The following is a 26,790-nucleotide window of genomic DNA, read 5'->3' on the forward strand; positions in this document are numbered from 1 at the left end:
AGGAGAAAAAAGAAGTAGATTTATCAAAAAAGAGCCATATCCAAATCGGATATGGCTCTTTTCATAAGTACTATTTTGAAAATTTATTCATATAACTTCTTCGAGTTCGAGCGATAATTATTCCTCCAATTACCCCAGGAGCAATCCAAACGACTAATCCTGGAATGTATGGCGGATTATTGACCACTAAAAAAGCCGTAACCGTAGCAATATAAGAACCTCCCATCCGTGAAATATGATTCTGAAACCAATAGCGAGTTTGGAGCGGAACATTATTATTAATCAGCTTTCTTCCCATAAAAATCCGTATATCTTCAAAGGCTAAAACCAACATAAAAATACCAAAAATAATGAAAAGAACGGTATAAAAAACGCTCGCTAATCCAAAAGCTACGTAGCCAAAATACAACATTCCGAAAGCGCCAATCACCATTAAAATTGCCCCAAACCAATCAATAAATTCAGGTGTTGGATTGGTTTTTCTACGAATAAGTCGTACACCCGTGAAGGTATTATAAAAACTAAAAACAGCAATTCCCGAAAGAAAAATCAAGTTCAGTTTCATCTGGAAGCGGATTAATGCCGTGACAGCCACCACGAATATTGCCCAATAATAGACTTTTCCCCAAGTAGTATGCACTTTACTTCCTTTCTTGGAAAACATAGGAATAAGCCCCGTTGTCAAGGCGGTAAATCCTGCAAAAATATGGAGATATAAGGCGAATTTTAGGAATATTTGCATGATGATTTTAGTTTTGAGTTCGACAACAATAAAAATAGTGATTTTATGCAGATTTATTGACTCAAAATTAAATTGCGTCCAGTTTTATTTCCATACTTTTCCGATGAATATTGAATATTGCGTAGTGAATCCTTACTTATTGGGCGTGAATTTAAAAAAGATTAGAGGATCTTTACAGTTATTGAAGGTAGAGTCCAACAAAACGATGCGTATAATGATAAATGATATCTGTTTGTGCGTCTTGTAGAATAATAGTATTTATTCTATTGCTTTTTTAAGAATTATTCAGGATGGATAGAATGTTGATTAAAGTTTAGGGTAGGGGATAGTCATATCTTTCGTCCCAGATAATCACAAATTGGAACTCTTATGATAAACCTCTATTTTTGTTGAAATTCACAATCAACAAATTCCATGAAAAAACTACTTTTACTTTCCTGTTTATTCCTCAATTTTACCGTTTTTGCTCAAAAATCAGAAATCGTCACGGCTATAAAATCTGGGAGAATGTTTGATGCCGAGCGAGGGCAATTTGTTGATAATCAAATTATTCTTATTAAGAATAACATTATTTCAGAAGTTGGAACTAACCTGAAAATTCCCACAAATGCTACCGTTATTGACCTTAGTAAACAAACGCTGTTGCCAGGGCTGATTGACTGCCATACCCACATTACATCACAACCCGAAAATTATTTGGAAGATCTATTTCGGAAGTCGCCAATTGATTATGCAGTAGAAGCTCATATTTATGCCAAACGTACTTTAGAGGCTGGTTTTACGACTTGCCGAGATGTTGGTGCGAGTGAATATGTAGATGTTGCCTTACGAAATTCAATCAATGCGGGTAAGATAATTGGTCCAAGATTGTACGTTTCTGGGCCATTTATTGGTGCTACGGGAAGTCACGGAGATTTGACTGGGTTTTCTCCTTATATCCATTTTCAGGCGGTTTCGGGTATTGCTGATGGTGCTGATGCGATTAGAAAACAAGTGCGTACCAATATAAAATACGGGGCTGATTTGATAAAATTTGGCGCAACGGCTGGCGTTTTATCGGAAGAAGAATCCGTTGGCGCACCGCAATATTCGCAAGAAGAAATGAATGTATTGGTGGCTGAAGCTAATCTTTGGGGCAAAAAAGTTGCTGCCCACGCCCACGGAGCGGAAGGTATCAATATGGCCATAAAAGCTGGCGTTTCATCCATCGAACACGGTAGTTTTTTGAACGATGAAGGCATTAAATTAATGAAAGAAAAAGGTACTTATTTGGTGGCCGATATTTATAATGACGATTTCATTTTGGCGGAATATGCGAAATTGGGTTTTCCCGAAAAAACCATCAACAAAGAGAAATTGGTAGGAAAAGTACAAAGAGAAAGTTTTCAGAAAGCAGCAAAAGCGGGCGTAAAAATTGCATACGGCACGGATGCTGGCGTTTATCCACATGGAGATAACGCAAAACAGTTTTTCTACATGGTAAAATTTGGTTTGACTCCCGCCCAAGCCATTCAATCTGCCACGATTAATGCCGCTGATTTGATTGGTGTAAAAGATAAAATCGGTTCAATCACGGTAGGAAAATTTGCTGATTTTGTGGCCGTTGATGGCAATCCCGAACAAGATATTTCGGTGATTTCTACCAAAATGGTCTTTGTAATGAAAGATGGAAAGGTGTATTTGAATAAAGTGAAATAAGAATTTTTATGTGAAATAGCCTTCAAATTGCATCATCCAGCAATTTGAAGGCTATTTTGTGTATTGAAAATATTATAAATTGTAAACTATCATGCAAATAATAACCGTTTATTCCACCCCAAAATGAGGATTATAAATCACTCCAAAAATATTTCCCCAAGGATCTTTTACCATCGCAACTTTTATGCCTCCGCCCACGTCCGTAGGTTTTTCGTGTTCGGTGGCACCCATCGAAATTAGTTTTGTAAAAGTTGAGTCAATATCTTCCACGCCCCAATAAGTATTCACGCCTTCTGATTTGGTTTTTACCGCTCCTTCTTCGGGTTGCAAGCCCAATTCAAAACCTTCCACGTTGAATCCAACGTAAAATGGTTCGTCAAAATAAGGGGGAAATTCAAGTAAATCGGCATACCATTCTTTGGCTTTTTCGATGTCCGAAACCCTGTAAATAGTTGTTCTGAGTCCTAAGATTTTCATTTTAATCGGGATTATTTTTTTGAAATTAAATAATAATTTTACCCACAGCAAGAAATTCCATTTCCCTGAATAGGTGGGCACGCAACCGTCCCGTAGCTGCAATACACGCAACAATCTCCAATTTGGGGTTTCAATAGTTGCTTGCAATTTTCACATTCATAAAAATACTGACAAGCATCCGTTGGCATTAATTCAGTTTTTTTATACCCGCAATTTGGGCAAGTAATGGTAGATTCTAAAACGATATTTTGCATCTGTATAAAGGTTATCTTTGTTAATTCAAATATACGATTTTATGACAAAAGAATAATATCCTAACTCTGTCAACCTTGTATTTTACGTTGTTCTTACGGTTTTTTTTTCGTAAAATTGTTACTACTAAAAAAGATAGGTTTGGATAACGATTGAAAGATTTAAATTAAATCGAAAATCGAAAATCGAAAATCGAAAATCGAAATATGACTTCACGAGAAAAAATTAAATTAGTTTTTGATGAGATGGGTAAGGTTGTTGTTGGTCATGAAAAACTAACAAACCGTCTTTTAATTGGACTTTTCACGGGTGGACACGTGCTGTTGGAAGGCGTTCCTGGATTAGCTAAAACATTAGCAATCAATACATTATCAAAAATACTTGACCTCCATTTCCATCGTATTCAATTCACGCCCGATTTATTACCAGCCGACTTAATCGGAACGATGATTTATAGCCGTAAATTGGATGATTTTGAGGTAAAGAAAGGGCCAATTTTTGCCAACATTATTCTTGCGGATGAGATAAATAGAGCGCCTGCCAAAGTGCAGTCGGCTTTATTGGAAGCCATGCAGGAAAAACAAGTAACGTTGGGAGACGAAAGTTATCCGCTCGATAAACCTTTTTTAGTTTTAGCTACGCAAAATCCCGTGGAACAAGAAGGAACTTTTCCATTGCCTGAAGCCCAAGTGGATAGGTTTATGCTAAAAGTTTTTATGGATTACTTGAATAAGGAGCAAGAATTGGAAGTGATGCGGAAAATGTCGAACATGGAGTTTAGTTATCAGCCCAAAGCCATTTTAACGAAGCAAGATATTTTCAATATTAGAAAGGAAATCAATAACATTACTATTTCCGAAACTTTAGAAAAGTACATTATCGAATTAATTTTTGCGACTCGAAAACCGGGAGATTATGGCTTGCGTGAAGAGGCTCGTTACGTACAATTTGGCGCATCTCCCCGTGCGAGTATCAACATGAATTTAGCCTCAAAAGTGCTTGCCTACCTCGATGGAAGGGATTATGTACTTCCCGAAGACATTAAAGAAATTGCTCCCGATGTACTTAATCACAGAATTATGTTGAATTACGAAGCCGAGGCCGATGGCATTACAACCATGCAAGTCATTGATACCATTCTTAGAAAAGTAGCTATTGGGCGATAAAATTTAGACCACGGATTGTACCGATTTAATAGATTTACACGGATGAAATTTAAAATAAAATCCGTGTAAATCCGCAACATCCGTACAATTCGTGGTCTAATATTTTACTAAAACGCTAACATTTTTACGGCTGTTATGGCTGCTTCGTCGCCTTTATTGCCATGAATTCCTCCCGCACGGTCGAAGGCTTGTTGTTCAGTATTTGGGGTTAATACGCCAAAAATCACTGGTTTATCGTACTTCAAACTCACGTTCGTCAATCCCTGCGCTACGGCATGATTGATGTAGTCATTGTGCTTCGTTTCGCCTTGAATTACGCAACCGATGCAAATGACCGCATCAATATCAGTTTTTTGAGCCATCTTTTGAGCGCCAAAAGTCAATTCGTAACTTCCAGGTACATTGACTCTTACAATATTTTCCTCCGATGCGCCATATTCCAAAAGCGTTTTTTTAGCTCCCTGTGCAAGTGCCTCGGTAACTTCTTCATTCCATTCTGCCACCACGATAGCAAAACGTTTTTGACTAATATCGGGTAGATTATTCGTCGAAAATATACTTAAATTTTTATGTGCTGAAGACATGATTTTTAATTGAAAATTAACGATTGATAATTGATAATGTTAAAAGGAAAAAGGAATAAAGCCGTAGCTCTATTCCTTTCTTATTGTTGAGAATTCAACTGTCCATTATCAATTGTAAATTATATTACTCTGCTCCTTCCAGCACCGCTTTGTATTTCTTAGCACTTACGGCTTCCGAAGACTCTGCGTATTTTTCAACGATTTCTGCATAAACGGCCAAAGCCTCTTTCGGTTCTTTGTTCGCTTCAAGAGCAGCTGCTAATTTCATCATATAGGTAGGCGTAAAGAATTTATTAGCCTTATATTCCGATGCTTTTTTGTAATAATCAACGGCATCCCCGTAAGATTTCTTTTCAGCGTAGGCATCCCCAATGAGTGAGTATGCACGAGCTTGAACCAATAAATCTGAACTACTGAAAGATTTCAATTGCTCAATGGCTGCATCGTATTTACCTTCTTTCAAGTTGGCAACGCCTCCGTAAAAATTGGCTAAGTTTCCAGTATTTCCACCGAAATCACCCGCAATTTTTGCCATTTCTTTTGCCGTTACTTTATTTGAATCAGCTTCAAATTTATAGACTGCACTAAATAACTTCGCTTGACCTTCTTCGTCTTGAGATGAAGTCCATGCTTTGTATCCAAAATAACCCACAATCGCTAATAACAATGCTCCAGCAACGCCATAGATTATCGATTTGTTTTTCTCTACTGTCGTTTGAACTATACTTATTTCATGTTGTAATTCATGTTGTAAGCCTTCAGCACTCTCCAAAAATTCAAGTGATGATTTTTCTACTTTCTTTGCCATTGGTTTGGTTAATCGTTATGGTTAATAGTTAACAATCTTTTGTATGTAATTTAAATATACTGAAAGATAATTAACCTAATGAAATCCGTGATATAAAATCGGACTGCAAAATTATGAAAACTCTTGCAATATTCCATGTTATAAGAGAATCTTTTAAAGGCAAGTTCAAAAAGAATGCCAAATGGAGTTATAAAGTTAAACGGTTAAAGAAGTTGAATGCGTTAAAATACAGAATAATAACTGTTTAACTTCTCTAACTTTTTAACTTTCTAACTATCTACCCCTCAGCCAACTTTCGGGATTTATTTTATCAAAATTTCGCCAAACCTGAAAATTAATTTCTGAAGTTCCATCATTGTCCGTAGCCACCACGCCAATCTTTTGTCCAGCGCTAATTTTTTGCCCTGTCGAAACATTGACGTTTGCCAATTTACTATACACTGTAAAATAATCGCCGTGCTGAACCGCCACAATCATATTTGCCCCAGGAATTGAAACCACCGATTGCACAATACCATCATAAACGACCTTTACATCATTACCAGCACTCGTCTGTATATCGACACCGTTGTTATTGGTTCTAATTCCTTTCAAAACGGGATGATTATGCACCCCAAAATGGTCAGAAATAAATCCTGAACCCACGGGCCACGGCATACGCCCACGTAAGGCAGAAAAGGAGGTGGCCAACTTGCTTTCCTCGGCGGTCATAGCGATGGCTTTATCATTGGAAACTACTGATTTATTCGATTTCGTTTCGTCCGTGCGTTCACGTTCTAAAGAGCGTTTAATTTCTCGTTCCACGATTCTTGCAATCATATTTTCCAACTTCTCAACCGCTTGTTTATTGCTTGCCAATTGGTTTTTAAGTTCTTTTTCCTTCTGATTCAACTGGGTAACCACGTTGGATTGCTTACCTTTTAAGTTCTGTAAACTCTGGGTTTCCGTAATTTTTTCACGTAAAACGGCTTCCTGTTCTTGCTTTTTATGCAATACATTTACTTGCTCCGCTAATAATTCTGTACGTACTTTTTGAATCAAAACGGCCTGTTTTTCACGGGCTTTTGAGTATTGTTGAAGATATTTATATCGCCTAACTAATTGATTAAAATTTGCTGAAGAAAACAGAAAACTTAACTTGTTAAATTTATTACTGGTTTTGGCGGAAGAATAAATCATTTTGGCATATTCTTCTTTCAATTTTTCTAAATTTCCCGATAGTTCAGTGGTTACTCGGGTTAGTTCTTGAGCCTCATTTTCAAGCAATTGTTGGTTTTCGGAGATAATGTCAATCTGTTTGGTTTGCTTGTTGATACGCTCGCCAATGGCATTCAATTTGCCCACGCTGACTTCCTTTTTCTGCTCTGTTTTCTCAATAATTTTATTAATCTCTTGAATCTTTTGGAGGTTTTCACGCTTGGCAGCCTCCAATTTCGCCCGACGACTTGATTTGCGCTTTCGTTGCCCCTGCGTGTCAGTAATGGATAAACACAACAAAACAAGAAGCAGTCCAGAAAGAAATTTCAGGGCTGCTTTGGATGAAATGATATGTTTTTGCGTGTTTATTAGATTGATGATTTACTGAAATTTAAAAGGAAATTCTAAGGGTTGTTCCAATAACTCAACTTTTGTATGCTTTAATTGAATCAAGGTCTGATAGAATTTTTGGTCGTCAGGCGATTGAACATCAAGCGTTAGCACACTCGTATAAGGAAAAAGATATTGATTCAAGGTGGTAAAATCTTCAAAATCTAAAGTCATTTTACGTTTCGTTGGTAATTCGTCTTCAAGCATAACTTTTTTCAATTTCCTGTCAACTTCTCCCACATAATTGTCAATGGTTACTCGTCCTTCTTTTTGTTTTAAAAGGAAAAATCCTTTGTCTTTCGATAATTTATATTTCTTTTTGATGGGTTGACTACCAATTATTGCTGACTGGATAATGTTAAAATTCAAGTCAAAATTATATTCTTGACTCAATTCCGCAAAACTGTATTTGTGATATTCTCTTTTAAGCGTTTTTTGGTTAAGGGCAGAAATGAAGGCGGAATCTGTCGTGATTAAAGCCCTGGCAACTTCTCCCAAAACTCCGTAAGTGATTGATAGCCAAATAATACTGTCTTTCTTCATTCTAATATTTGCCCCAACATTCTCAGTTTTTCCTTCTTTAAGGATTGCAATTTTAGACTTTGCTTTCAAATACTTAAAATCAATTTCATTAATTTTTACTTTATCTTCTTCATTTTCAGCGACTTTCACAGAAATATTTGGCGTAACAGCAATGGCAGAATCGGCAATAACGGGAGGGTTTATAACAGCCAAATTTACAGAATCAGTACTTGGAATGTTAGCAGATTTATTAATTTGCTGGCGTTTACAAGCCGTAAAAAACAAGATTGATGCAAGAAAAAATAAGAAGGATTTATTCATTTTTAAGGTTATTATTTGGCTTTTGGCAATGAAAATCGAACAATACGTACCGAAAATCATTCAATGAGCTTCATTTCAGCGATTTTTTTATCAATTAAATTACTGGTAGTGCCAACGGTTTTGGCTTTTTTCCATTGTTCAAGGGCTTTATCTTTTTCGCCTAATTGATACAACACATCGCCATAATGTTCAACGATGGTTCCGCTTTTACTTTCGTTTACCTCAACGGCTTTTTCCAAGAAAACTCTCGCTTTTTTATAATCTTTTTGTACGTACAAAACCCATGCGTAAGTATCCAGATATGTACCGTTATCAGGATATTTTTGAACTAAAAGCTCCGCCATCTGAGCCGCACGCTCTAATTTTTCTTTTCTTAAAGATAAAAAATAGCTGTAATTATTTAGTACGTGGTCATTATTAGGATTTTCTTTCAAAGAAGCTTCGTAGGCTTCATCCGATTTCTCATGCTTGCTTAAACTATTATAAGTATCGCCCAATAAAGCATAAATATGTTGGGTCAAATCGGAACCTTCGGGCGCTAATCTGCGGGCTTCTTCCAATGACTCTAAGGCTTTAGCATGATTGTGTTTGTAGTAATAGGAGGTACCATTCAAATACCAAAATGCCGCTTGGTTTGGAAAAACTTCAATGGCTTCTTCGCTATGGACAATCGCACTGTCAATTTGTTTCAAACGCAAATCCATGTTGATAATATTTCCCCAAACATCATGCACGGATTTATCTAAACGAGCGGCTTTCACATATTCATCTCTCGCCCCACTTTCATCGCCTTTCTGCAATAGTAAATCGCCATAAATTGCATGAGATTTTGGGTCGTTAGGATTCTGTTTTACCAATGATTTTACTAAATTAAAAGCAGTTTCTCTTGACTTATCATCCTTTACCATGCTCATATAACCCATCAAAATCCGAGCTTTGGTTGTTGCATCCAAACTGTTATCGGCAAAAGCCAATTCCAATTCTCGGTTACATTTTTCCATGTCGCCTTTTTCTTGATACAATTGCGCCAACATTACGTGCGCTTGTGCATTATCAGGATTAGTTTTTAGTATTTTTTCAAGATATGGAATCGCCTTATCACTCTGTTTGTTAGACATTAATAATTCCGCTTGGTCAATGCTATAATCAATTTCTTCGGGGTCGGAAGTTACTAATTTTTCTCCTTCTTTTAAGGCATCATCAATCTTACCCATTTTCATTAAAACCATTTGTTTTTGACGGGTAATTTCTTCACTAACACCCATGATTCGTTCGGCTCGGTCGAATGATTTTAAAGCATCATCGTATTGATTATCAAATATATACACCGCCGCTTGTTCAATGTGGTATTCAGCTTTGGTAGGATTTTGAGAAATAAGATTTTGGTAAACTCGGGCGGCTTGTTCGTACTTGCGTTTACGCACATATAAATCGGCCAAAAGTTCTCCGTAAGATGAGTTTTCTGGGTCTTGTTGAACGGCTTTTTCGGCAAAAAAAATGGCTTTCTCTTCATCTTTTAATTTTTGATAATTATTGGACAAAGCATAGAAAATGCCCCCATTTTCGGGTGTAATTTCAAGAGCCTTTTGATAAGAAGGAATAGCCTTTTCGTAATCTTCCATCATGTAATATTTCATCCCTTCGGTAAAATAAAACTCGGCTTCTTGCAATTGTGAAACGGTAGGTTCCCCTTTTTTCTTTGTATTAGCATCTCGCTTCTGAGAAAAGCACAAAAAGTTGGTTATCAATAAGATAACTAATATATGAAGAATATTTTTCAATCTAAATGTCATGATTATTTTGCAGATACGCTAAAGACAAAATGCAACTTGAAAATTATGGAGCAATCAACAAAACATAATTTCTTGCAATTTAATAAAAATACCGCTAATTGATTATCTTACCGTGTTTACAGATGAAATTATTAGCGAATTTATTGCCTGTACTTAACGAAAAGGTGCTGAAAATGGTATTATTTTTTATAAAATATGTTGCTTAAGTTTAGATTTGATGACTTTTAGAAAAGTTGTCAAATTTTGATATTAAAAACAAGAGTACATTTGTAACAGTTTTTACTTTTATCCAAAACTTATTATCTCATTCAAAAATCATGCAAGACTTAAATACCTTAATGTTTCAAGCTGCCGAAGCATTCAAAAAATATCGCAAATTTTCTGGAAAACAAAAAGCAACATTTTTAAGAGCAATTGCCGAGGAAATCGAAGCCTTGGGCATGGATTTAATTCATACTACCATGCAAGAAACCAATTTGCCCGAAGGTAGATTAATGGGCGAGCGTGGAAGGACAATTTTCCAATTAAAAATGTTCGCTGACCTCTTGGATGAAGGTTCGTGGGTTGAAGCACGGATAGATTCTGCCAACCTAAGTCGCCAACCAATTCCAAAGGTAGATATACGCAAAATGTTGGTTCCAATGGGTACAGTGGCCGTTTTTGGGGCGAGTAATTTTCCGTTTGCTTACTCAACTGCGGGTGGAGATACCGCCTCGGCATTGGCTTCGGGCTGTCCCGTGGTCGTGAAAGGACATCCCGCTCATGCACGTACATCGGCGATGGTTGCGGATGCAATTTTGCGAGCGGCAGAGCGTACGGGTATGCCAAAAGGCGTATTTGCTCACTTGGACGGAGGCGAAGGTTTTGAAATTGGCAAGGCATTAGTGATGCACCCCGATACCAAAGCCGTTGGATTTACAGGTTCATTTGGCGGTGGAAAAGCACTTTATGACATGGCAAATCAACGGGCAGAACCAATACCCGTTTTTTCAGAAATGGGAAGTGTAAATCCAGTTATTTTAATGCCCGAAAAGTTAAAACAAGATGCCGAAAATGTAGCTATGATTTATGCAGGTTCAATTACTTTGGGCGTTGGACAATTCTGTACAAATCCAGGATTGATTTTTGGAATTGAGAATGAAGACCTCGAAAGATTTATGGATGTTTTATCGGACGAAATTGAAAAAATAACGCCCGCTACGATGTTGAATGAAGGGATTTATAAGAATTACGAAGATAAAAAAACGATTGCATTATCTCAAGATGGTGTAAATACTGAATCGGTTTCAAAAATCGAAAAAACGGCTCAAACGCAAGGTACGCCCACCATTGCTTCGGTGAGTGCGGATGTTTTCTTGAAAAATCCAAAGCTTCATCAAGAAGTTTTTGGGCCTTATTCGTTAATCGTTAAATGCAAAGACGAAGCTCAATTACTGGAAGCTTTGAGTCATTTGGAAGGACAATTGACGGCAACTTTAATGGCCACCGAAAGCGAATTGCAAGCAAACGAAGAAATTGTGGATACGCTCAGAAATCTTTCGGGGAGACTCAATTTTAACAATGTTCCAACGGGCGTAGAAGTTTGTTTTGCGATGCAACACGGCGGACCTTTTCCAGCGTGTACCGATGCAAGATTTACCTCAGTTGGTCCAGATGCCATTAAAAGATGGGTGCGTCCAGCGAGTTATCAAAGTTTTCCAGATAGCTTGTTGCCCGATGAATTGAAACATGATAATCCTTTAAATATCTGGCGAATGGTGGATAATCAGTTTGTGAAATAGAAAGATATTAAGCAGAATGATTAGATGGATTTACACGGATTTTTATTATATTTTATCCGTGTAAATCCATTCAATCCGTATTATCCGTGGTCTATTTTCATGTTCGGAAATATTAACCTTTATTAAACAATTGAGTTAATACTTTTAAACCTTATTTTTGTGTAAATATTAATAAGAAATGACAGTAAGAGACACATATTTGAATAAATTACGAGAAGAAAAAGTGCTTGTGGATTTATACACTGATAGTTATGGAGAATCATATTATGGATTTATCATCGACTTTAACGAAGAGTATTTAGTGCTAAAAAAGTTCACGGTTGAGAGTCTTTTTGATGGTATTTCTGTGTTGAGAAGAGATGATATTACTCGTATAAATTGGGGAGGAAACGATATTGAAAGTACCTTTAAGTTGATTTATAAAAAAGATTATGAGCTTGAAATCAAACACATTAATTTAGAATCAATGGAAACGATTGTAAAATCTGTTTCAAAAGATTTTAATCATATCACGGTTTATGTTCAAGATATTGACAGTAATATTTGCTTAATTGGTCAGGTGGAAGATTTGGACGATGAAACGTTGATTCTTGATTCCTTCGGTACTCGGGCAACTTTGGACAGAAGACACATTATGATTGCGATGGAAAATATTACCAGAATTGATGCAGGAGGAATTTACGAGAAAAATTTACAGATTTTATTTGATAGAAAAGCACAGTCTTAGTGTAGGGATTAGGAGTTTAGGATTAGTAAATAACGGAAGTCGTTCTTCAAAAGAATTTTGTAAAATTGGAGCAAAATTTAATTCAAAACTCAATATTGATACAATTCATAGCTCAAAGCTCACGGCTCAAAGCTGTTCATTATGCAAAAAAGAAAAATAGCCATTCTTGGCTCAACGGGTTCAATTGGCACGCAGGCATTAGAAGTCATCGAAGCGAATCCAAATAGTTTTGAAGTCGAAATCCTAACTGCTCAAAATAATGCAGATTTATTGATTGAACAGAGTATTAAGTTCAATCCAAATTGCGTAGTTATCACCAACGAAAGCCTCTACAACAAAGTTTCGACCGCCCTCGCACACACAGACGTGAAGGTTTACGCAGGAATGAAAGCCGTTGAAGAAGTCGTGCAGATGGATTCTGTGGACATTGTGTTGACTTCAATGGTTGGTTATGCTGGACTTTTGCCAACCATCAAAGCCATTGAGGCGGGCAAACATATTGCCCTTGCCAACAAAGAAACGTTGGTAGTAGCGGGTGAAATTATCACAAAACTTGCCCAAGAAAAAGGCGTAAATATTTATCCCGTTGATTCTGAACATTCGGCCATTTTTCAGTGCTTAGTCGGCGAATTTCATAATCCTATTGAAAAAATCATTTTGACGGCTTCGGGCGGCCCTTTCCGTGGAAAACAACGGGCTGATTTACTGGAAGTTACCAAAGCCCAAGCCCTCAAACATCCCAACTGGGTAATGGGTGCAAAAATCACGATTGACTCCGCCAGTTTGATGAACAAAGGGCTGGAAGTGATTGAAGCAAAATGGCTTTTTAATGTTCAAGCCTCTCAGATTGAGGTCGTTGTGCATCCACAATCGATTGTACATTCGTTGGTTCAGTTTCAGGATGGTTCGATGAAAGCACAGATGGGATTGCCCGATATGAAGTTGCCGATACAGTTTGCGCTCAATTTCCCGAACAGACTAAAATCAGATTTTCCACGTTTTGACTTCATAAAGTACCCGTCTCTCACATTTGAACAGCCCGATATCAAAACATTTCGTAACTTGCAATTAGCTTTTGATGCCATGGCAAAGGGAGGAAATCTTCCTTGTATCATGAACGCTGCCAACGAAATTGCGGTTGAAGCATTTTTACAAGATAAAATTGGTTTCTTGGCAATGTCAGACTTCATTGAAACTTGTATGACCAAAGTATCGTTTATTCAAAAACCAAGCATTGATGATTACGTGGAGACAGATAAGGAAACAAGAAGATTTGCGAGGGCACTATTGTAGAATTTTATAAATTTTTCATAAAAAAACAACCATTTTTATGACAGTACAAGCATCATCTCAAACACAGGCACTTATATTATTATTTAAGACAATGCCTGAAAAAACTCAAAAAGAGTTTACCGAATGGATTGTGGAAAACCCAAGAACTTGGGAAAATTCAACCGAAGAAGAAGATAGCGAATTTTGGATGAATGTTTCTTCAGATGCTTTTGCAGAAATATGGGGCGACCCGGCAGAGGATGTTTGGGATGAAATTTATAAAAAACATAAGGTAAATGGCAGATTACAAGCAATTTGACATTATTTGGGCACCATATCCTTTTTCAGATATGACTGAAAAATCAAAACCACGTCCAGGAATAATTGTAAGTAATGACCTTAGTAATAGCTTGGATAATGATTTTTTAGTTTGTCCAATAACATCAAAGCTAAGAGAAGACATGTTTTCAGTAGCCATAACTGATGAGATGCTTAATATACCTTTGGATTTAGAAAGTGAAATACGTTGTAATAAAATTGCAACAATTAGGCAAAAGTTAATTATAAATAAAATTAGTGAATTGCTACCCGAATATCACGATAAAATTTTAGAAAAGATTAAGAGTGCTTTTGATGATGAAACAATAAAGTATTTTAGTAATAATCCTTAAAACAAGTGAATAATTTTAAAGGTAATAAAGTATTTTTCAATTATAAATTTTAATAATTTTCATTAAGTGAGGCTTGAAATGTAGAGACGGTAATTCACGACTCACAATTCACTCAATCACAATTCATTCAATACATGGAAGGTTTAGTAATGGCGGGACAGTTGATTTTAGCACTGTCAATTTTAGTTAGTTTGCACGAATTTGGGCATTATATTACTGCCAAGTGGTTCAAGATGCGAGTGGATAAATTTTATCTTTTCTTTGATTTTCTCTTTCCTGTACCCACACTTTTGAATTTCTCTCTTTTCAAAAAGAAAATAGGGGATACAGAATACGGCATCGGTTGGTTTCCTTTGGGTGGATACGTTTCTATTGCAGGAATGATTGATGAAACACAAGATGCCTCTACACTCGCAGCCACGCCAGAGCCTTGGGAGTTTAGAGGAAAACCCGCTTGGCAACGTCTAATCGTAATGTTGGGCGGAATTATTGTCAATCTTATTTTGGGAGTAGTTATATTTTGGGGAATCAGATACAACTCTGGTAATAACTTTATAACACTTTCTGAAGTCAATAAACAAGGGATTTTTGCCGGTAAATTAGCCCAAGAAGTAGGTTTTAAATCTGGAGATAAAATATTAGAGGTTAATGGAAAAGTACCCGTTCGTTTTGACGAAGTACCTAAATTAATCATGGAAGATGAGGCTAAATACACCATCCAGCGTGAAGGAGAAACAAAGGATATAACCCTTCCAAGTGGTTTTTTAGATCAATTAGCCAACGGTAAAAAAGGGGAATTTATTCAAGAAGGTCTGCCTTTTGAGGTAAAGGAAGTTTCTAAAACAGAAGGTGGAGGAGGCGCATACCGTGCGGGTTTGCAGGCAGGCGATAAATTTGTAAATATTAATGGAAAACCAATCAAATTTTATCAAGAATTCAAAGCGATTTTAGATGAAAATAAAGAGAAAAAAATCACTGCTATAGTTGATAGAAAAGGAACAATTGATACCTTGAAAATGGACGTTTCAAAAGAGGGAACCGTTGGTTTTATCATGAATCCATTGTTGAAACTTACCCATGAAGATTACACAATTGGCGAGTCATTTAATGCTGGTTTTGTAGAAGCATTCACCGTGATTGGCACAAATTTAAAGGGTTTCAAAAAGATTTTTAAAGGCGATGTTTCTGCTTCAAATGCGGTTAGTGGTCCCGTTGGAATTGCTAAAATATTCGGTGGAAAGTGGGATTGGGCTAATTTTTGGTTCTTAACGGGTTTACTATCTATGTCATTAGCTTTTATGAACGCACTACCAATTCCAGCTTTAGACGGTGGACACGCCATTTTCTTGCTTTGGGAAATGATTACGGGCAAAACGCCATCTATCAAAGTACAAGAAATCGCTCAACAAGTTGGAACAGTAATTCTTTTAGGATTAATGGTTTTTGCGTTCGGAAACGATATTTTTAAGATTTTTAAATAAATAATTTAATGATTTTTTTAAATAAAAATACAATGTCAATAAAACCTGCAAGTCTAAAAAACACTTGCAGGTTTTTGGTTTTAGGAATGGTCTTAATGCTACAAACCTCTTTTCTTCCTTCTTCTTCCTCCCTTCTTCTGAACACGCACGCATTTCACACTAGCATTGCCGAAATGCGTTATAATGCCAAAGAAAAAGCCTTTGAAATTAGTCTCAGAGTCTTTACGGATGACTTAGAAAAAACACTTTCACTGAATAATCAAAACAAGAAATTTGTAATTGAAAATGCGGATAAAAATGACCTTTTCATCGACCAATACGTCCATAAACACTTTGTCGTAACAACACCCATAAATCAGAAATTAAATTATCAGTATGTAGGCAAAGAAAAAGAAGGAGATGCCACGTGGATATATTTGGAAATGCCTATAAATGAGCCCATTAAAGGTTCAAAAATTCAAAATGATGTATTAATTGATATGTTCGACGACCAAACAAATATTATTAATATTTTTATGAATAATGAGAAAAAAACGTATTTATTTACCGTGAAGAATAGGATTTTTGTGGTTGAGATTTAAGCAATAATCCTCAATAAATCCGCCTTCACTCCACGCCAATCCTGATTCAGATTTAGCGTCTCAATCCTAATGGTATGTTCCTCATGCGTGTAGGCGAGGCTCAAAGATTTTTGAACCGTTGGGTATATCAAAATGCCTTCCGCCAATTCATCATCTTGATTCTTTAAATAGGCGAATATTTGATATAAATTTTGTGAATGAATCTTCTCCGAATCGTAGTATTTCTGTAAGGTTTCTTTGTAATATTTTGCATCAATAATCAGTTTTCGGTTATTGATTTTAATGGAAATATCAGTTTGCATTTTTGGTAAAAATTGATGTTTTTCTCCTGCCATTTTCCATCGTAAATCTTCTCTAAACACCTTTGCTTCGGGAGCTTCAATTTTATAAAAATTGCGAATAAATTCCTCAAAAAGTCTTGCCATTTGACGCTCATTTCTTAGAAAATCTATGAATTGAAAATTACCGTCTTCCTCATTTATTAACATATTTTTATGAATTAACTCGCTGATATTCAACAAGAAAGCATAAAATGAATTGTTTCGATTGATTTGTACTTGATGAAAAATAGTGTCTATCAAAACGATGGTATTTACTTCATGCAAACGGTAAATAATCGTTCTAATTTCCTGTTTTAGAGTAGGGGAGAGGCTCGCAATCTGCGTGAGATTTTGTAGCGTAGTTTTCAGAATTTGATTTGGTAGAATATCCGCCGAAAGTTCATCAAATTCACAAACAGAAAGTCCTTTTGGAAATAGGCTTTTTCGTAATGAATCTGTGATATTTACTTTTCCTTTAATGCCTTGATAAACTTTATTTTCCGTAATATATTGCTTATCAATTCCCCTTTTTAAAAGTGTTTTTGTTCCGTTTAGCAATACCCTGCCCAAGAGATTCAATAAGTCAGATTCATCTTCGGTAGCTACATCTACCAATTCACCTTCTTCCAACTTATTCCAAGCGTAGCATAGCAAATAATAGATATTTTTGATGGGTATCATAATGCTAATAATTTCCTAATTTCCGTCTGTGCTTTTGTTTCATTATCAAACCAATATTCTTCCAAAAGTGGCGCAATTTCTAAATTTATGATCCTACGATACCATTTTTCTACGTTTTCACTTTCCGTAAAATTTGAAAAATAGCTATGCCCAATCTGAAATCCTTTTTGAAGATTTTTATCGTTAGTAATTACTTCGTTGAGTTTTGAAATACGAGCAACAATTTTTTCAGAAAATAATTTTTCAATTCCTTTTCTCGATAAAAAATCAATAAATTTTTGGTTAAAAAGTGGTTCAAGGGAAATAAAAGCAAAACGGCGACGAAGCGCATAATCAATCATGGCTAAAGAACGGTCTGCCGTGTTCATAGTGCCAATAATATGCAGATTGTCAGGTACGTAGAAAGGTTCGGAGTCTTTATCTCCGTAAGTCAAGGCCATTTCGTTAGCTCGCCCACGCTTGTCGGATTCTATTAAAAGTAATAATTCTCCGAATATTTTACTCAAATTTCCACGATTGATTTCGTCAATAATAAAGAAGTGGTCAATTCCAGAATTGCGTTGCGCTTGTCGGCAAAATTCGTAAAAAACGCCATTTTTTAATTTAAAGCCACCTGAATCATCGGGGCGTAATCCTTGAATAAAATCCTCATAACTATATGATTGATGAAACTGAACCATTTTAATTCTGGAATCATCCTGCGTGCCTATTTGGGTATAGGCCAAGCGCTTGGCAATAAAGGTTTTGCCAACGCCAGGAGGCCCTTGAAGAATAATATTTTTCTTGTAACGAAGGGTTTCAATTATTTCATCGAATTTATCATCGTCAATAAATAAATCCTTCAAAGCATCTTTTTGCTCATAAGGAATTAATATGTCGTCGCTATGTAAATCTTCTTTCTGCGCATCAATTATGGCTTGAATAGCCTCAAATTCCTCTTCAGTAAGTTTAAAAAGACTGCCTTGATTATTTTTTAAAATGTCCGAATCCTTAAAAAAGTGTAGTGATTTCAATTCTGCCCAATCAATTGGTTCGGGCGTTTTTTCATTAATTTTAAACGAAATAACTTCTCCTAATTTTACATCTCTATGTAAAGGTTCTGTAATCTCAAAAATGGCTTTTACTTGCCTCACAGGAGTAGATTCATAACCTACCATCATATCGCAAGTCTGCACCAACTCAAAATTCTTATAAATTCTACGCTTATTGCCAAACTCATTATGGGAAGTATAATGTTGAGTTTGATTGATTTTGAATAAATCAATTGACCAGATGCGGGGGTTTACATTGAGCCACCAATAATTTCGAGTTTTCTTATCCAACATTTTTTTTGAAATAGATTTTGGTAAAGATAAAAAGGAAGTGATGATTTATGAAGCTCAAATCTATTGACTGTTAGACAATTATTTGTTTCCGTTGCATAAATACCTAAAATATAGAAAACCCTATCTATTCTTGAAACTACAAGGCACAAAAAAAGTCCTGACGAATCAGGACTCTTTTACGTTCTTTCGAAAGAAACTATAATGAATTTGATATTACTTCTTAGTAGTATCAGCAGCCATCGTAGTATCAGCAGCCATTGCAGTATCAACAGCCATTGTAGTATCAACAGAAACTGCAGTAGAATCAGTAGTACCTTCAGTTTTTTTCTCAGAACAAGCAGCTAATGACATCATTGAAGCTACTAATGCGAATGCAAAGAATTTTTTCATTTTTTGTGGTGATTTGGGTTTGTAACTGATACAAAATTATGTACAACTTTGGTACTGTGCAAGTAATTACTAAGAAATTTTAAGGAAATTTTAATAATTAAAAAAAAATCTTGTTTTATGATTTTTTTTTAGTGGTAAAGTGCAATTTTAAAACTTAATAAACTTAAATTTTAACGATAACTTTATCTTTCAACTCCTAAATTGAGGAATATTTGAGATTTAGAATCTTAGATTATTACTATTTTAGGCAAAAAAGTAGTCTTCATTTCTGATGAAGACTATTAAAATACTATGAAACTATTCTTTTCAGTCGGTCGTAAAAACCAGTGCTTTTAAAAGTAAATGTTTTATGAAGTACATAATTAAAAATAAAACTAAATCCCATACCTACCACTTGGCTTCCTAATTCATTTAGGTTTACGGGTTTATTACTGAAAGGCAAAACTGCTGAATGTTCGCCTAAAGTATTGGCTATATATTCGAGCGATGCAACGGCAAAGAACCATGTAATTCCCCATGATGCTGTGGCGACCATCATAAATTTCAACATTTCTCGACGTGTTTGGTTGGTATTCCGAGCATCGAAAGCAAACATTTTGGTTAGTACGAAGCCTACAACGAATGAAATTAGATAAGCTAAAGAAACAGCCGTACTGTAAGAAAGTTGAAAACTATTCCTAAGAATACTGCCGGCTATTAATTGTACAGCAGCGCCAGTCCCTGCGACTAAAAAATAGGCAATTAGGTCTTTTTTATTTAATAACTTTGACAATGTGTTAAAAAAGTTTTTTAACTAAATCCGGAGCAATACCCAAGAGAATAGTCAAGATGGTTGTGAGGATAAGCGTATATTTAAAAACGGGCGAAATTTCAATTTTTTCGGTATCCCCATTTCTCATATATGCGGCAATAATTGGTTTGAAATAATAATAAATACCAACGACTGACATTAAAATAGCGACTACTAATAAACTTTTAAATATGCCAGATGGGTTAGAAAATGCGTCAGTAAAGATAAAAAACTTTCCGAAGAAACCTGCTGTTAATGGAATTCCTGCCAATGATAACATCGAAACTGCCAATACAAACGCTAAGAAAGGGTTATTCTTCGCTAAACCATTCAAGGCATCAAAACTTTCATCTGGTTTTCCTGCTTTAGATTTTGCTTCTGAAACGACTATCAAAACGGCAAATGCACTAATCGTGGCAATTGAATAGGCCAATGAATAAAACAAGATGGATGAATTTGTTTCGGGGCGTTTTGCTAATACTGTGATCAACAAATATCCTGCGTGTGATATACTCGAATACGCTAACATCCGTTTGAAGCTTTGTTGATAAACAGCGGTAAGATTTCCTATAATTAAGGTTATTGCTGTGATATAAACCATCGGATTTCCCCACGTTCCGTACATATCTGGAAAGGCAGTTGAAAGTAAACGATAAGTGGCAGCAACACTCGCCGTTTTCACAACGGTGGACATGAATGCAGTAAACAAACTTGGCGCTCCATCATACACATCAGGCGTCCAAAAGTGGAATGGTGCGGCTGAGATTTTGAACAATAAACCTGACAACATCATGATAACGCCTACGGTAAGAATTGGTCCATAAATTCCGCCCATTTGAGCTTTGGCATCTTTCACGGCTAATCCAATGCCGTGAATATCGAATGAACCTGTTGCTCCATAAACTAAGGCTACACCAAATAAAAGGATGCCTGTGGCAAATGAACCCATTAAAAAATACTTCAAAGCGGCTTCATTAGAACGTAAATTACGCTTGTCTGACCCTGTGAGGACATACATCGAAACAGAAAGGATTTCTAATCCCACGAAAAGCATAATCAAATTTTCGTAAGTAACCATCATGATTGCTCCAACTACCGAAAACATCATGATAGCGTAGTATTCAGCGGGATGAGAGTGTTCTTCATCATCACCAAATCCTCTTGAAATGGCTACTATCAATAACGTTGAAATTAAAATTACCGTCGTAAAATTGATAGATAAATTGTTGGTTCTCAACATTGAGTTAAACCACACATATTCATGGTTCCAGTCGCTAAAATTCAGACCCAATGCGATGAGGATGAAAATGAGGGTTGCGGGTAATAATATTTTACGGTTATTTAAAAAACCGAGAAATAAACTACTTATTCCAAAAAGTGATAATGCTATAATTGCGTTCATAATATCAGTTCTTAGGGATTAGGGGCTGGGGTTAGGAATTAATTCAAACGATTAGTTACCAGTTGTTTTACAATTTTTGATATAAATGTTTAACCTATGTACTAAACTTGAGTTCTAAAACCTAAAACCAATTACCTAAAACCTCTATTACTTAATGATTGATAATAATTGTGTTACGGCTGGTTCGGTTAATTTTAAAAACATATTCGGAGCGACACCAAGCAAAATAACCATAAATGACAGTGGAAATAAAACTACTTTCTCAGACAAGGTCAAGTCTGTGAAGCCTTCAGTGATGCGAGAAGTGATACCAAACATTGATTTTTGCACCATTCTTAACATATAAACTGCTCCTAAGATGATGGTTAATCCCGCAATTGCACCCGCCCAAACATTGTACTGATAAACTCCTTTCAATAATAAAAATTCACCGACAAATCCGTTGGTTAATGGCATGGCAACTGAACCTAACATTAAGATGATAAAATAGACCGTTAAGTTTGGGGTTGTTTGTGTAATGCCTCCCAAACGAGCTAATTCACGTGAATTGGTGCGTTGTTGGATGATTTCTACGATAAAGAAAAGACCTACCACGTTGATTCCGTGGGCTAACATTTGGATTAATGCTCCTTGAATTCCGTCAATATTTCCACTGAAAATACCTGCTGCCATCAAGCCTACGTGGGCGAATGATGAATAAGCAATGAGGCGTTTCATGTCTTTTTGTTGAATCGCAATGATTGAACCATACACAATGCCAATTATCGAAAGAATAACGGCAATCATTCCGTATTTATCAACGGCTAAAGGCGTGATTGGTAGGATAAAACGAATCAATCCGTAAGTACCCATTTTCAACATAATACCCGATAATAACATTGTTCCAGCCGTTGGGGCTTCAACGTAAGTATCTGGTTGCCAAGTATGGAAAGGAAACAAAGGCATTTTGATAGCGAAAGCGATAAAAAATGCTGCGAAAAGGTAACTTTGTTGGGTAATATCTAAGTTTCTTGCCGCTGCATAAATTGATTCAAAATCAGCTTTATGAGCAATTCCTGGCGTTTGGATGTATAAATAAACCAAGGCCAACAACATGAATAGCGAACCAAACATCGTATAAATAAAGAACTTAAAGGTTACTTTAATACGATTTTCTCCTCCCCAAATAGCGGCAATAAAATATACTGGAATCAAGGCTATTTCAAAGAAGAAATAGAACAAGAAAATATCTCTGGCCGTGAAAACACCAATCAATGCCGCTTGCATAAATAAAATAAGCGCATAGAAGGTTGGAGCATTTTTATAATTATTGTTGAATGTCGATAGGATGATGAATGGTACCATCAAAGTGGTCAAACATACCAGAATCAAACTGATACCATCAATACCTACGGAGAAATTAATTCCTGCCGAATGAATCCATTCGTAGTTTGCCGCAAATTGCGTTGTGGCATTTGGCATGAATGAAAAATAGACATAAGCACCGAGAATCATTTCTGCAAAGGCAAAAATAGAAGCAATCGTTTTAGCATTTCCTCCTTTAATCGTGAGGGTCAAAAGCCCTGCAATGATTGGAAGGAGAATTAGTGAAATTGTTAGCATAATTTTTTATTACTTATCAATGGAAATTGAAGTATATTTTACTTAGAAATCAAAGCCTTTAAATTATCAAATATCTGAGAAATGTCACCTGCGTAGAAACTAAATCCCAATATTCCAACGATTGATAATACCATGATGAAGATATAATTTCCGGTTGTTCCGCTTTGTAATAATCTGGCTTCGGATGAAAGTGCTTTTACGCCTTTTCCAATGCCTTCTACGATTAAATCTATTACTAAAAACTCAAACACTGAACTGAAAAAGTTTGATAATGCCGTGATTGGTTTTACAAAAATGGCATCATAAATTTCATCAACGTAGTATTTGTTATAAATCACTTTCTGAATTCCCGAAACTTCGCTGTCTGCTGATGGAACTACTTTTCTACTCACATAAATCACATAAGCCAATCCTGCCGAAGCTAAAGCTGCAACTACTGAAACAATCATCAAAGTCTTTTCCAATGACTCATCAACGGCGGCGTGTTCTACATTTGAATGAGCGAATAAGGGAGCCATGAATTCTGCCAAACTTGAGTGTCCCCCGAAGATATGGGGTAAATTAAAAAATCCTCCAGCGGCTGAAAGCACTGCCAAAATCATCAAGGGGGCAGTCATCGTTAAAGGTGATTCGTGCAAATGATGTTTTTGTTCTGAAGTTCCTCTGAATTCTCCGAAGAAAGTTAAAAACAACAAACGAAACATGTAGAAAGAAGTCATTATTGAGCCTAAAAGGGCAAATCCCCACATTACTTTGTTGTGCTCATAAAGGTGAGCTAAGATTTCATCTTTCGAGAAGAAACCGGCAAATGGAGGAATACCAGAAATGGCAATGGTAGCAATCAAGAAGGTAATAAAGGTAATGGGTAATGCTTTACGCAATCCACCCATTTTACGAATATCTTGTTCGTCTGACATCGCATGAATCACCGAACCTGCTCCTAAGAACAAAAGCGCTTTGAAAAATGCGTGCGTCATTACGTGGAAAAATGAAGAAGAATAAGCCATTACGCCCAATCCCATGAACATATAGCCCAATTGAGAAACGGTTGAATAAGCCAATACTTTCTTAATATCATTTTGGAAAAGACCAATGGAAGCCGCTAAAAGTGCCGTTGCTACTCCTACCCAAGCCACAATTTCTAAGGTTTCGGGCGCTAACGAATACATGAAATTTGAACGGATAATCATGTAGATTCCAGCAGTAACCATCGTAGCTGCGTGTATAAGTGCAGATACGGGCGTTGGACCTGCCATCGCATCGGGCAACCATGTATATAATGGAATTTGCGCCGATTTTCCCATGGCTCCAACGAACAACAGTAATGTAATGTAAAATAACGTTTTATCTCCAGAAATATAACCACCATCTAACACCGACTCTTGGATACTTGCGTATTCAACTGAACCAAAATGGTTGATTATCATAAAAATACCCAACAAAAAGCCCAAATCACCAATACGGTTCATAATAAAGGCTTTGCGAGCAGCATTTCCGTAATTAGAATTTTTATTCCAGAATCCAATCAGTAGATATGAACAAAGTCCAACACCTTCCCAACCGATAAACATCACGACATAATTTGACCCCATCACTAATAAAAGCATGAAGAACAAAAACAGGTTGAGGAAAGCAAAGAATTTTCCAAAACCTTCGTCATGGCTCATGTAGCCGATTGAATAAATATGAATCAATGAACCTACGCCCGTGATAATCAACAACATCAATAACGACAATTGGTCAATCAGGAAGGAAAATGAGATATTTAACTTGCCGACGGTTATCCAATCGAAAACGGAAACAACTTGTGGTTTGCCATCGAATCCGAAGAAAAGCGACAACACGCAAGCAAAAGAAGCTAAGGCAACTCCCGAACTAATGATGCCAGCTAATGATTTTGGAATATGGCGAAAGCCGATTCCATTAATCAAGAAACCAAGGAGTGGAAGAAGAGGAATTAGTGTAATTAAGGACATAATGTTTAGTTATTAGCTTTCGGCAATCGGCTTTTGGCTATCAGCTTGAATATTGGGCAAATAATTAGGAAATGGCAGGAATCAACTTTGTATAAATATTGATTGACTGTTACAAGGTCTAATATTTACCGTTCACCATTTACCGTGAACCGTATTTTACCATTTCAATTTATTCAATAAACCAACGTCAATGGTTTTGATATTTCTGTAAATCATGACGATAATTGCGAGTCCAACGGCTACTTCTGCTGCGGCAACTGCCATGATGAAAAAGACGAAAATTTGACCTGATGGATCAGATTTATAGGATGAAAATGCGGCTAAAAGTAAATTGACGGCATTGAGCATCAACTCGACCGACATAAATATAATAATCGCATTTCGACGAGTCAATACACCAACGATTCCGATACAAAATAGGGCGGTACTAAACCATATATAATTCTGCAAAGGAACGAGTCGGATAATGTCAGGTATTTGTTGCATGATGTTTGTTTTTTCGTAATAATTGCAAAAATACGGCTTTGCCTTTAAAATTGGAATTTATAAATTACTTATTATTGAATCCTCGTAATTTTATCTCGGTCAATTTGCGTTTGGTATCCATCGGAAAATCACCTTTCATCATCCAATCGTAGTAAGAAGGCTCTTCTTTTAATACTTGAAGGACAGGTTTTCCAGCGTGTTTTCCAAAATTAATTACTTCAATTCCGTCTTTATTGAAAGTCATTCGTTGAGCGAAATCGACTAACTTTGAAGCAGTTATCTCGTGCAAAGCATCCATGTCGTTTTTCACAGGTTCGATTTCTTCTCCATTGGCATTTTTAATTTTTACGCCTTCATAATGTTTTACTTGGGCATTCAAAACCTCCAAAGTGGCAATCGTATCCGCTTCTGCCGAATGAGCATCAATTAATTCTTTATTACAGAAAAACTTATAAGCGGCCGAAAGATTTCGAGGTTCCATCAAATGAAAAATTCTTTGGGCATCAATCAAACGGCGATTTTTTACGTCAAAATCAACGTCATTTCTCAAAAACTCCTCTACCAACATTGGCACATCGAAACGGTTGGAATTGAATCCTGCCAAATCACAACCTTCCAAAAATTGAGCCATTGATTTAGCAATTTGCTTGAAATTAGGCTCATCTGCTACATCTTCGTCATAAATTCCGTGAATGAGCGATGACTCCAAAGGAATGGGGAATCCAGGATTTACTCGGCGAGTTTTCACAGTGACGGTTCCATCAATATTGGCTTTGGCGATACTGATTTCAACAATACGGTCTTTGATCATATTGATTCCCGTAGTTTCTAAATCGAAAACTGCGAGAGGCTTACGGAGTTTTAGCTGATGAGTTAGCATTAAATCTTGTTTGCGGTTGGGAAATTTGATGTAAAATTCCATCAATCGCAAAGTTAGCCAAAATAAATCTGAAACGAGTGAGGGGTTTAAATTCTTCTTTCTAAATTTGGTGGAAAGTTGGGTTGGGGAAGAATGAGAGTTGGCAAATTCCTTTTACGCATATGCGTTTGTGATAGACAAATATAAAACTGTTCAATCAATAAAAATTCTTTATTTTTCTTACCAGTCCGTGGCGAGTGTCCCACTCAATAACTGTTGAAAGTAAAAATATGAATAATATAATAATAAAAAGATAGTATTCTGCTGTGATGCCGCCAATTGTCGAGACTATGCTTTTAGGTTTGTGCTGTTGAATTTTTCCAAGAAAAAAGTAATTTCAAATAATTTCTCAAAGTGAGAAAACCATCCCCTCAGAAGTACCTTAATGTACTGTGCTGGGTTAAAGACCCAAGGGACGATTCAAGGCTCTGAGGGG

The 26,790-nt window shown here is 36.3% G+C and carries 26 protein-coding genes; 9 read left to right on the top strand and 17 right to left on the bottom strand.

Annotated features, from left to right (window positions below; all coding sequences use genetic code 11):
* Window positions 1–70: 70 nt before the first annotated feature.
* Complete coding sequence (locus tag AC1W31_RS15880) at window positions 71–742, bottom strand: DUF2306 domain-containing protein (protein WP_481735465.1); 672 nt, start codon at window positions 740–742, stop codon at window positions 71–73.
* A 414-nt stretch (window positions 743–1,156) separates the two neighbouring features.
* Between AC1W31_RS15880 and AC1W31_RS15885 the strand changes: the two genes are divergently transcribed.
* Complete coding sequence (locus AC1W31_RS15885) at window positions 1,157–2,440, top strand: Xaa-Pro dipeptidase (protein ID WP_481735466.1); 1,284 nt, start codon at window positions 1,157–1,159, stop codon at window positions 2,438–2,440.
* Between the two features lie 108 nt (window positions 2,441–2,548).
* Here the strand turns inward: AC1W31_RS15885 and AC1W31_RS15890 are convergent, their stop codons facing one another.
* The gene (locus AC1W31_RS15890) at window positions 2,549–2,917 is read right to left on the bottom strand and encodes a VOC family protein (protein ID WP_481735467.1); all 369 of its coding nucleotides are present in this window, start codon (window positions 2,915–2,917) and stop codon (window positions 2,549–2,551) included.
* Window positions 2,918–2,955: 38 nt separating this feature from the next.
* Window positions 2,956–3,171, bottom strand: a complete 216-nt coding sequence (locus AC1W31_RS15895; RefSeq protein WP_481735468.1) for a GDCCVxC domain-containing (seleno)protein — start codon at window positions 3,169–3,171, stop codon at window positions 2,956–2,958.
* A 204-nt stretch (window positions 3,172–3,375) separates the two neighbouring features.
* On the opposite strand from AC1W31_RS15895, the gene AC1W31_RS15900 reads away from it, so the two are divergent.
* On the top strand, window positions 3,376–4,335 hold the full coding sequence (locus AC1W31_RS15900) for an AAA family ATPase (RefSeq protein ID WP_481735469.1): 960 nt from the start codon (window positions 3,376–3,378) through the stop codon (window positions 4,333–4,335).
* A 107-nt stretch (window positions 4,336–4,442) separates the two neighbouring features.
* Here the strand turns inward: AC1W31_RS15900 and ribH are convergent, their stop codons facing one another.
* The 5 genes from ribH to AC1W31_RS15925 all read right to left on the bottom strand — a co-directional run bounded on the left by ribH (window position 4,443) and on the right by AC1W31_RS15925 (window position 9,950).
* Window positions 4,443–4,919, bottom strand: coding sequence for a 6,7-dimethyl-8-ribityllumazine synthase (gene ribH / locus AC1W31_RS15905; protein ID WP_481735470.1), 477 nt, complete (start codon window positions 4,917–4,919; stop codon window positions 4,443–4,445).
* Window positions 4,920–5,043: 124 nt separating this feature from the next.
* Window positions 5,044–5,727, bottom strand: a complete 684-nt coding sequence (locus AC1W31_RS15910; protein WP_481735471.1) for a tetratricopeptide repeat protein — start codon at window positions 5,725–5,727, stop codon at window positions 5,044–5,046.
* 273 nt (window positions 5,728–6,000) lie between these two features.
* A complete protein-coding gene (locus tag AC1W31_RS15915; protein ID WP_481735472.1) occupies window positions 6,001–7,221 on the bottom strand; it encodes a murein hydrolase activator EnvC family protein in 1,221 nt (406 codons plus the stop codon).
* 84 nt (window positions 7,222–7,305) lie between these two features.
* On the bottom strand, window positions 7,306–8,157 hold the full coding sequence (lolB1, locus tag AC1W31_RS15920; protein WP_481735473.1) for a lipoprotein insertase outer membrane protein LolB1: 852 nt from the start codon (window positions 8,155–8,157) through the stop codon (window positions 7,306–7,308).
* Window positions 8,158–8,213: 56 nt separating this feature from the next.
* On the bottom strand, window positions 8,214–9,950 hold the full coding sequence (locus AC1W31_RS15925) for a tetratricopeptide repeat protein (RefSeq protein WP_481735474.1): 1,737 nt from the start codon (window positions 9,948–9,950) through the stop codon (window positions 8,214–8,216).
* Between the two features lie 317 nt (window positions 9,951–10,267).
* Between AC1W31_RS15925 and AC1W31_RS15930 the strand changes: the two genes are divergently transcribed.
* From AC1W31_RS15930 to AC1W31_RS15960, 7 genes are all read left to right on the top strand, one after another.
* Window positions 10,268–11,731, top strand: a complete 1,464-nt coding sequence (locus AC1W31_RS15930; RefSeq protein WP_481735475.1) for an aldehyde dehydrogenase (NADP(+)) — start codon at window positions 10,268–10,270, stop codon at window positions 11,729–11,731.
* 178 nt (window positions 11,732–11,909) lie between these two features.
* On the top strand, window positions 11,910–12,458 hold the full coding sequence (locus AC1W31_RS15935) for a hypothetical protein (protein ID WP_481735476.1): 549 nt from the start codon (window positions 11,910–11,912) through the stop codon (window positions 12,456–12,458).
* A 141-nt stretch (window positions 12,459–12,599) separates the two neighbouring features.
* On the top strand, window positions 12,600–13,751 hold the full coding sequence (locus AC1W31_RS15940) for a 1-deoxy-D-xylulose-5-phosphate reductoisomerase (RefSeq protein ID WP_481735477.1): 1,152 nt from the start codon (window positions 12,600–12,602) through the stop codon (window positions 13,749–13,751).
* Window positions 13,752–13,788: 37 nt separating this feature from the next.
* Window positions 13,789–14,049, top strand: coding sequence for a hypothetical protein (locus AC1W31_RS15945; protein ID WP_481735478.1), 261 nt, complete (start codon window positions 13,789–13,791; stop codon window positions 14,047–14,049).
* Entirely contained in the window at window positions 14,027–14,401 is a 375-nt protein-coding gene (locus AC1W31_RS15950) for a type II toxin-antitoxin system PemK/MazF family toxin (RefSeq protein WP_481735479.1), read from the top strand. The genes AC1W31_RS15945 and AC1W31_RS15950 overlap by 23 nt, the downstream gene beginning before the upstream one ends.
* A 134-nt stretch (window positions 14,402–14,535) precedes the next feature.
* Window positions 14,536–15,882: an RIP metalloprotease RseP gene (gene rseP / locus AC1W31_RS15955; RefSeq protein WP_481735480.1), complete on the top strand. Its 1,347-nt coding sequence runs from the start codon at window positions 14,536–14,538 to the stop codon at window positions 15,880–15,882.
* 32 nt (window positions 15,883–15,914) lie between these two features.
* The gene (locus tag AC1W31_RS15960; RefSeq protein WP_481735481.1) at window positions 15,915–16,463 is read left to right on the top strand and encodes a DUF6702 family protein; all 549 of its coding nucleotides are present in this window, start codon (window positions 15,915–15,917) and stop codon (window positions 16,461–16,463) included.
* On the opposite strand, the gene AC1W31_RS15965 is transcribed toward AC1W31_RS15960, so the two are convergent.
* The 9 genes from AC1W31_RS15965 to AC1W31_RS16005 form a co-directional block, all read right to left on the bottom strand.
* On the bottom strand, window positions 16,460–17,464 hold the full coding sequence (locus AC1W31_RS15965; RefSeq protein ID WP_481735482.1) for a 5-methylcytosine restriction system specificity protein McrC: 1,005 nt from the start codon (window positions 17,462–17,464) through the stop codon (window positions 16,460–16,462). The genes AC1W31_RS15960 and AC1W31_RS15965 overlap by 4 nt on opposite strands.
* On the bottom strand, window positions 17,461–18,789 hold the full coding sequence (locus tag AC1W31_RS15970; protein WP_481735483.1) for an AAA family ATPase: 1,329 nt from the start codon (window positions 18,787–18,789) through the stop codon (window positions 17,461–17,463). Before AC1W31_RS15970 ends, AC1W31_RS15965 begins: the two co-directional genes overlap by 4 nt.
* Window positions 18,790–19,002: 213 nt before the next feature.
* On the bottom strand, window positions 19,003–19,179 hold the full coding sequence (locus AC1W31_RS15975; RefSeq protein ID WP_481735484.1) for a hypothetical protein: 177 nt from the start codon (window positions 19,177–19,179) through the stop codon (window positions 19,003–19,005).
* A gap of 289 nt (window positions 19,180–19,468) precedes the next feature.
* Window positions 19,469–19,951, bottom strand: coding sequence for a GtrA family protein (locus tag AC1W31_RS15980; protein WP_481735485.1), 483 nt, complete (start codon window positions 19,949–19,951; stop codon window positions 19,469–19,471).
* A gap of 4 nt (window positions 19,952–19,955) precedes the next feature.
* Complete coding sequence (locus tag AC1W31_RS15985) at window positions 19,956–21,371, bottom strand: NADH-quinone oxidoreductase subunit N (RefSeq protein ID WP_481735486.1); 1,416 nt, start codon at window positions 21,369–21,371, stop codon at window positions 19,956–19,958.
* Window positions 21,372–21,518: 147 nt separating this feature from the next.
* On the bottom strand, window positions 21,519–22,973 hold the full coding sequence (locus tag AC1W31_RS15990) for a complex I subunit 4 family protein (RefSeq protein WP_481735487.1): 1,455 nt from the start codon (window positions 22,971–22,973) through the stop codon (window positions 21,519–21,521).
* A 38-nt stretch (window positions 22,974–23,011) separates the two neighbouring features.
* Complete coding sequence (nuoL, locus tag AC1W31_RS15995) at window positions 23,012–24,949, bottom strand: NADH-quinone oxidoreductase subunit L (RefSeq protein ID WP_481735488.1); 1,938 nt, start codon at window positions 24,947–24,949, stop codon at window positions 23,012–23,014.
* A 156-nt stretch (window positions 24,950–25,105) separates the two neighbouring features.
* Window positions 25,106–25,435: an NADH-quinone oxidoreductase subunit NuoK gene (gene nuoK, locus AC1W31_RS16000; RefSeq protein WP_481735489.1), complete on the bottom strand. Its 330-nt coding sequence runs from the start codon at window positions 25,433–25,435 to the stop codon at window positions 25,106–25,108.
* A gap of 64 nt (window positions 25,436–25,499) precedes the next feature.
* Window positions 25,500–26,357, bottom strand: coding sequence for an exonuclease domain-containing protein (locus tag AC1W31_RS16005; protein WP_481735490.1), 858 nt, complete (start codon window positions 26,355–26,357; stop codon window positions 25,500–25,502).
* Window positions 26,358–26,790: the final 433 nt, after the last annotated feature.

The sequence above is a fragment of the Arcicella sp. genome (assembly GCF_964672035.1).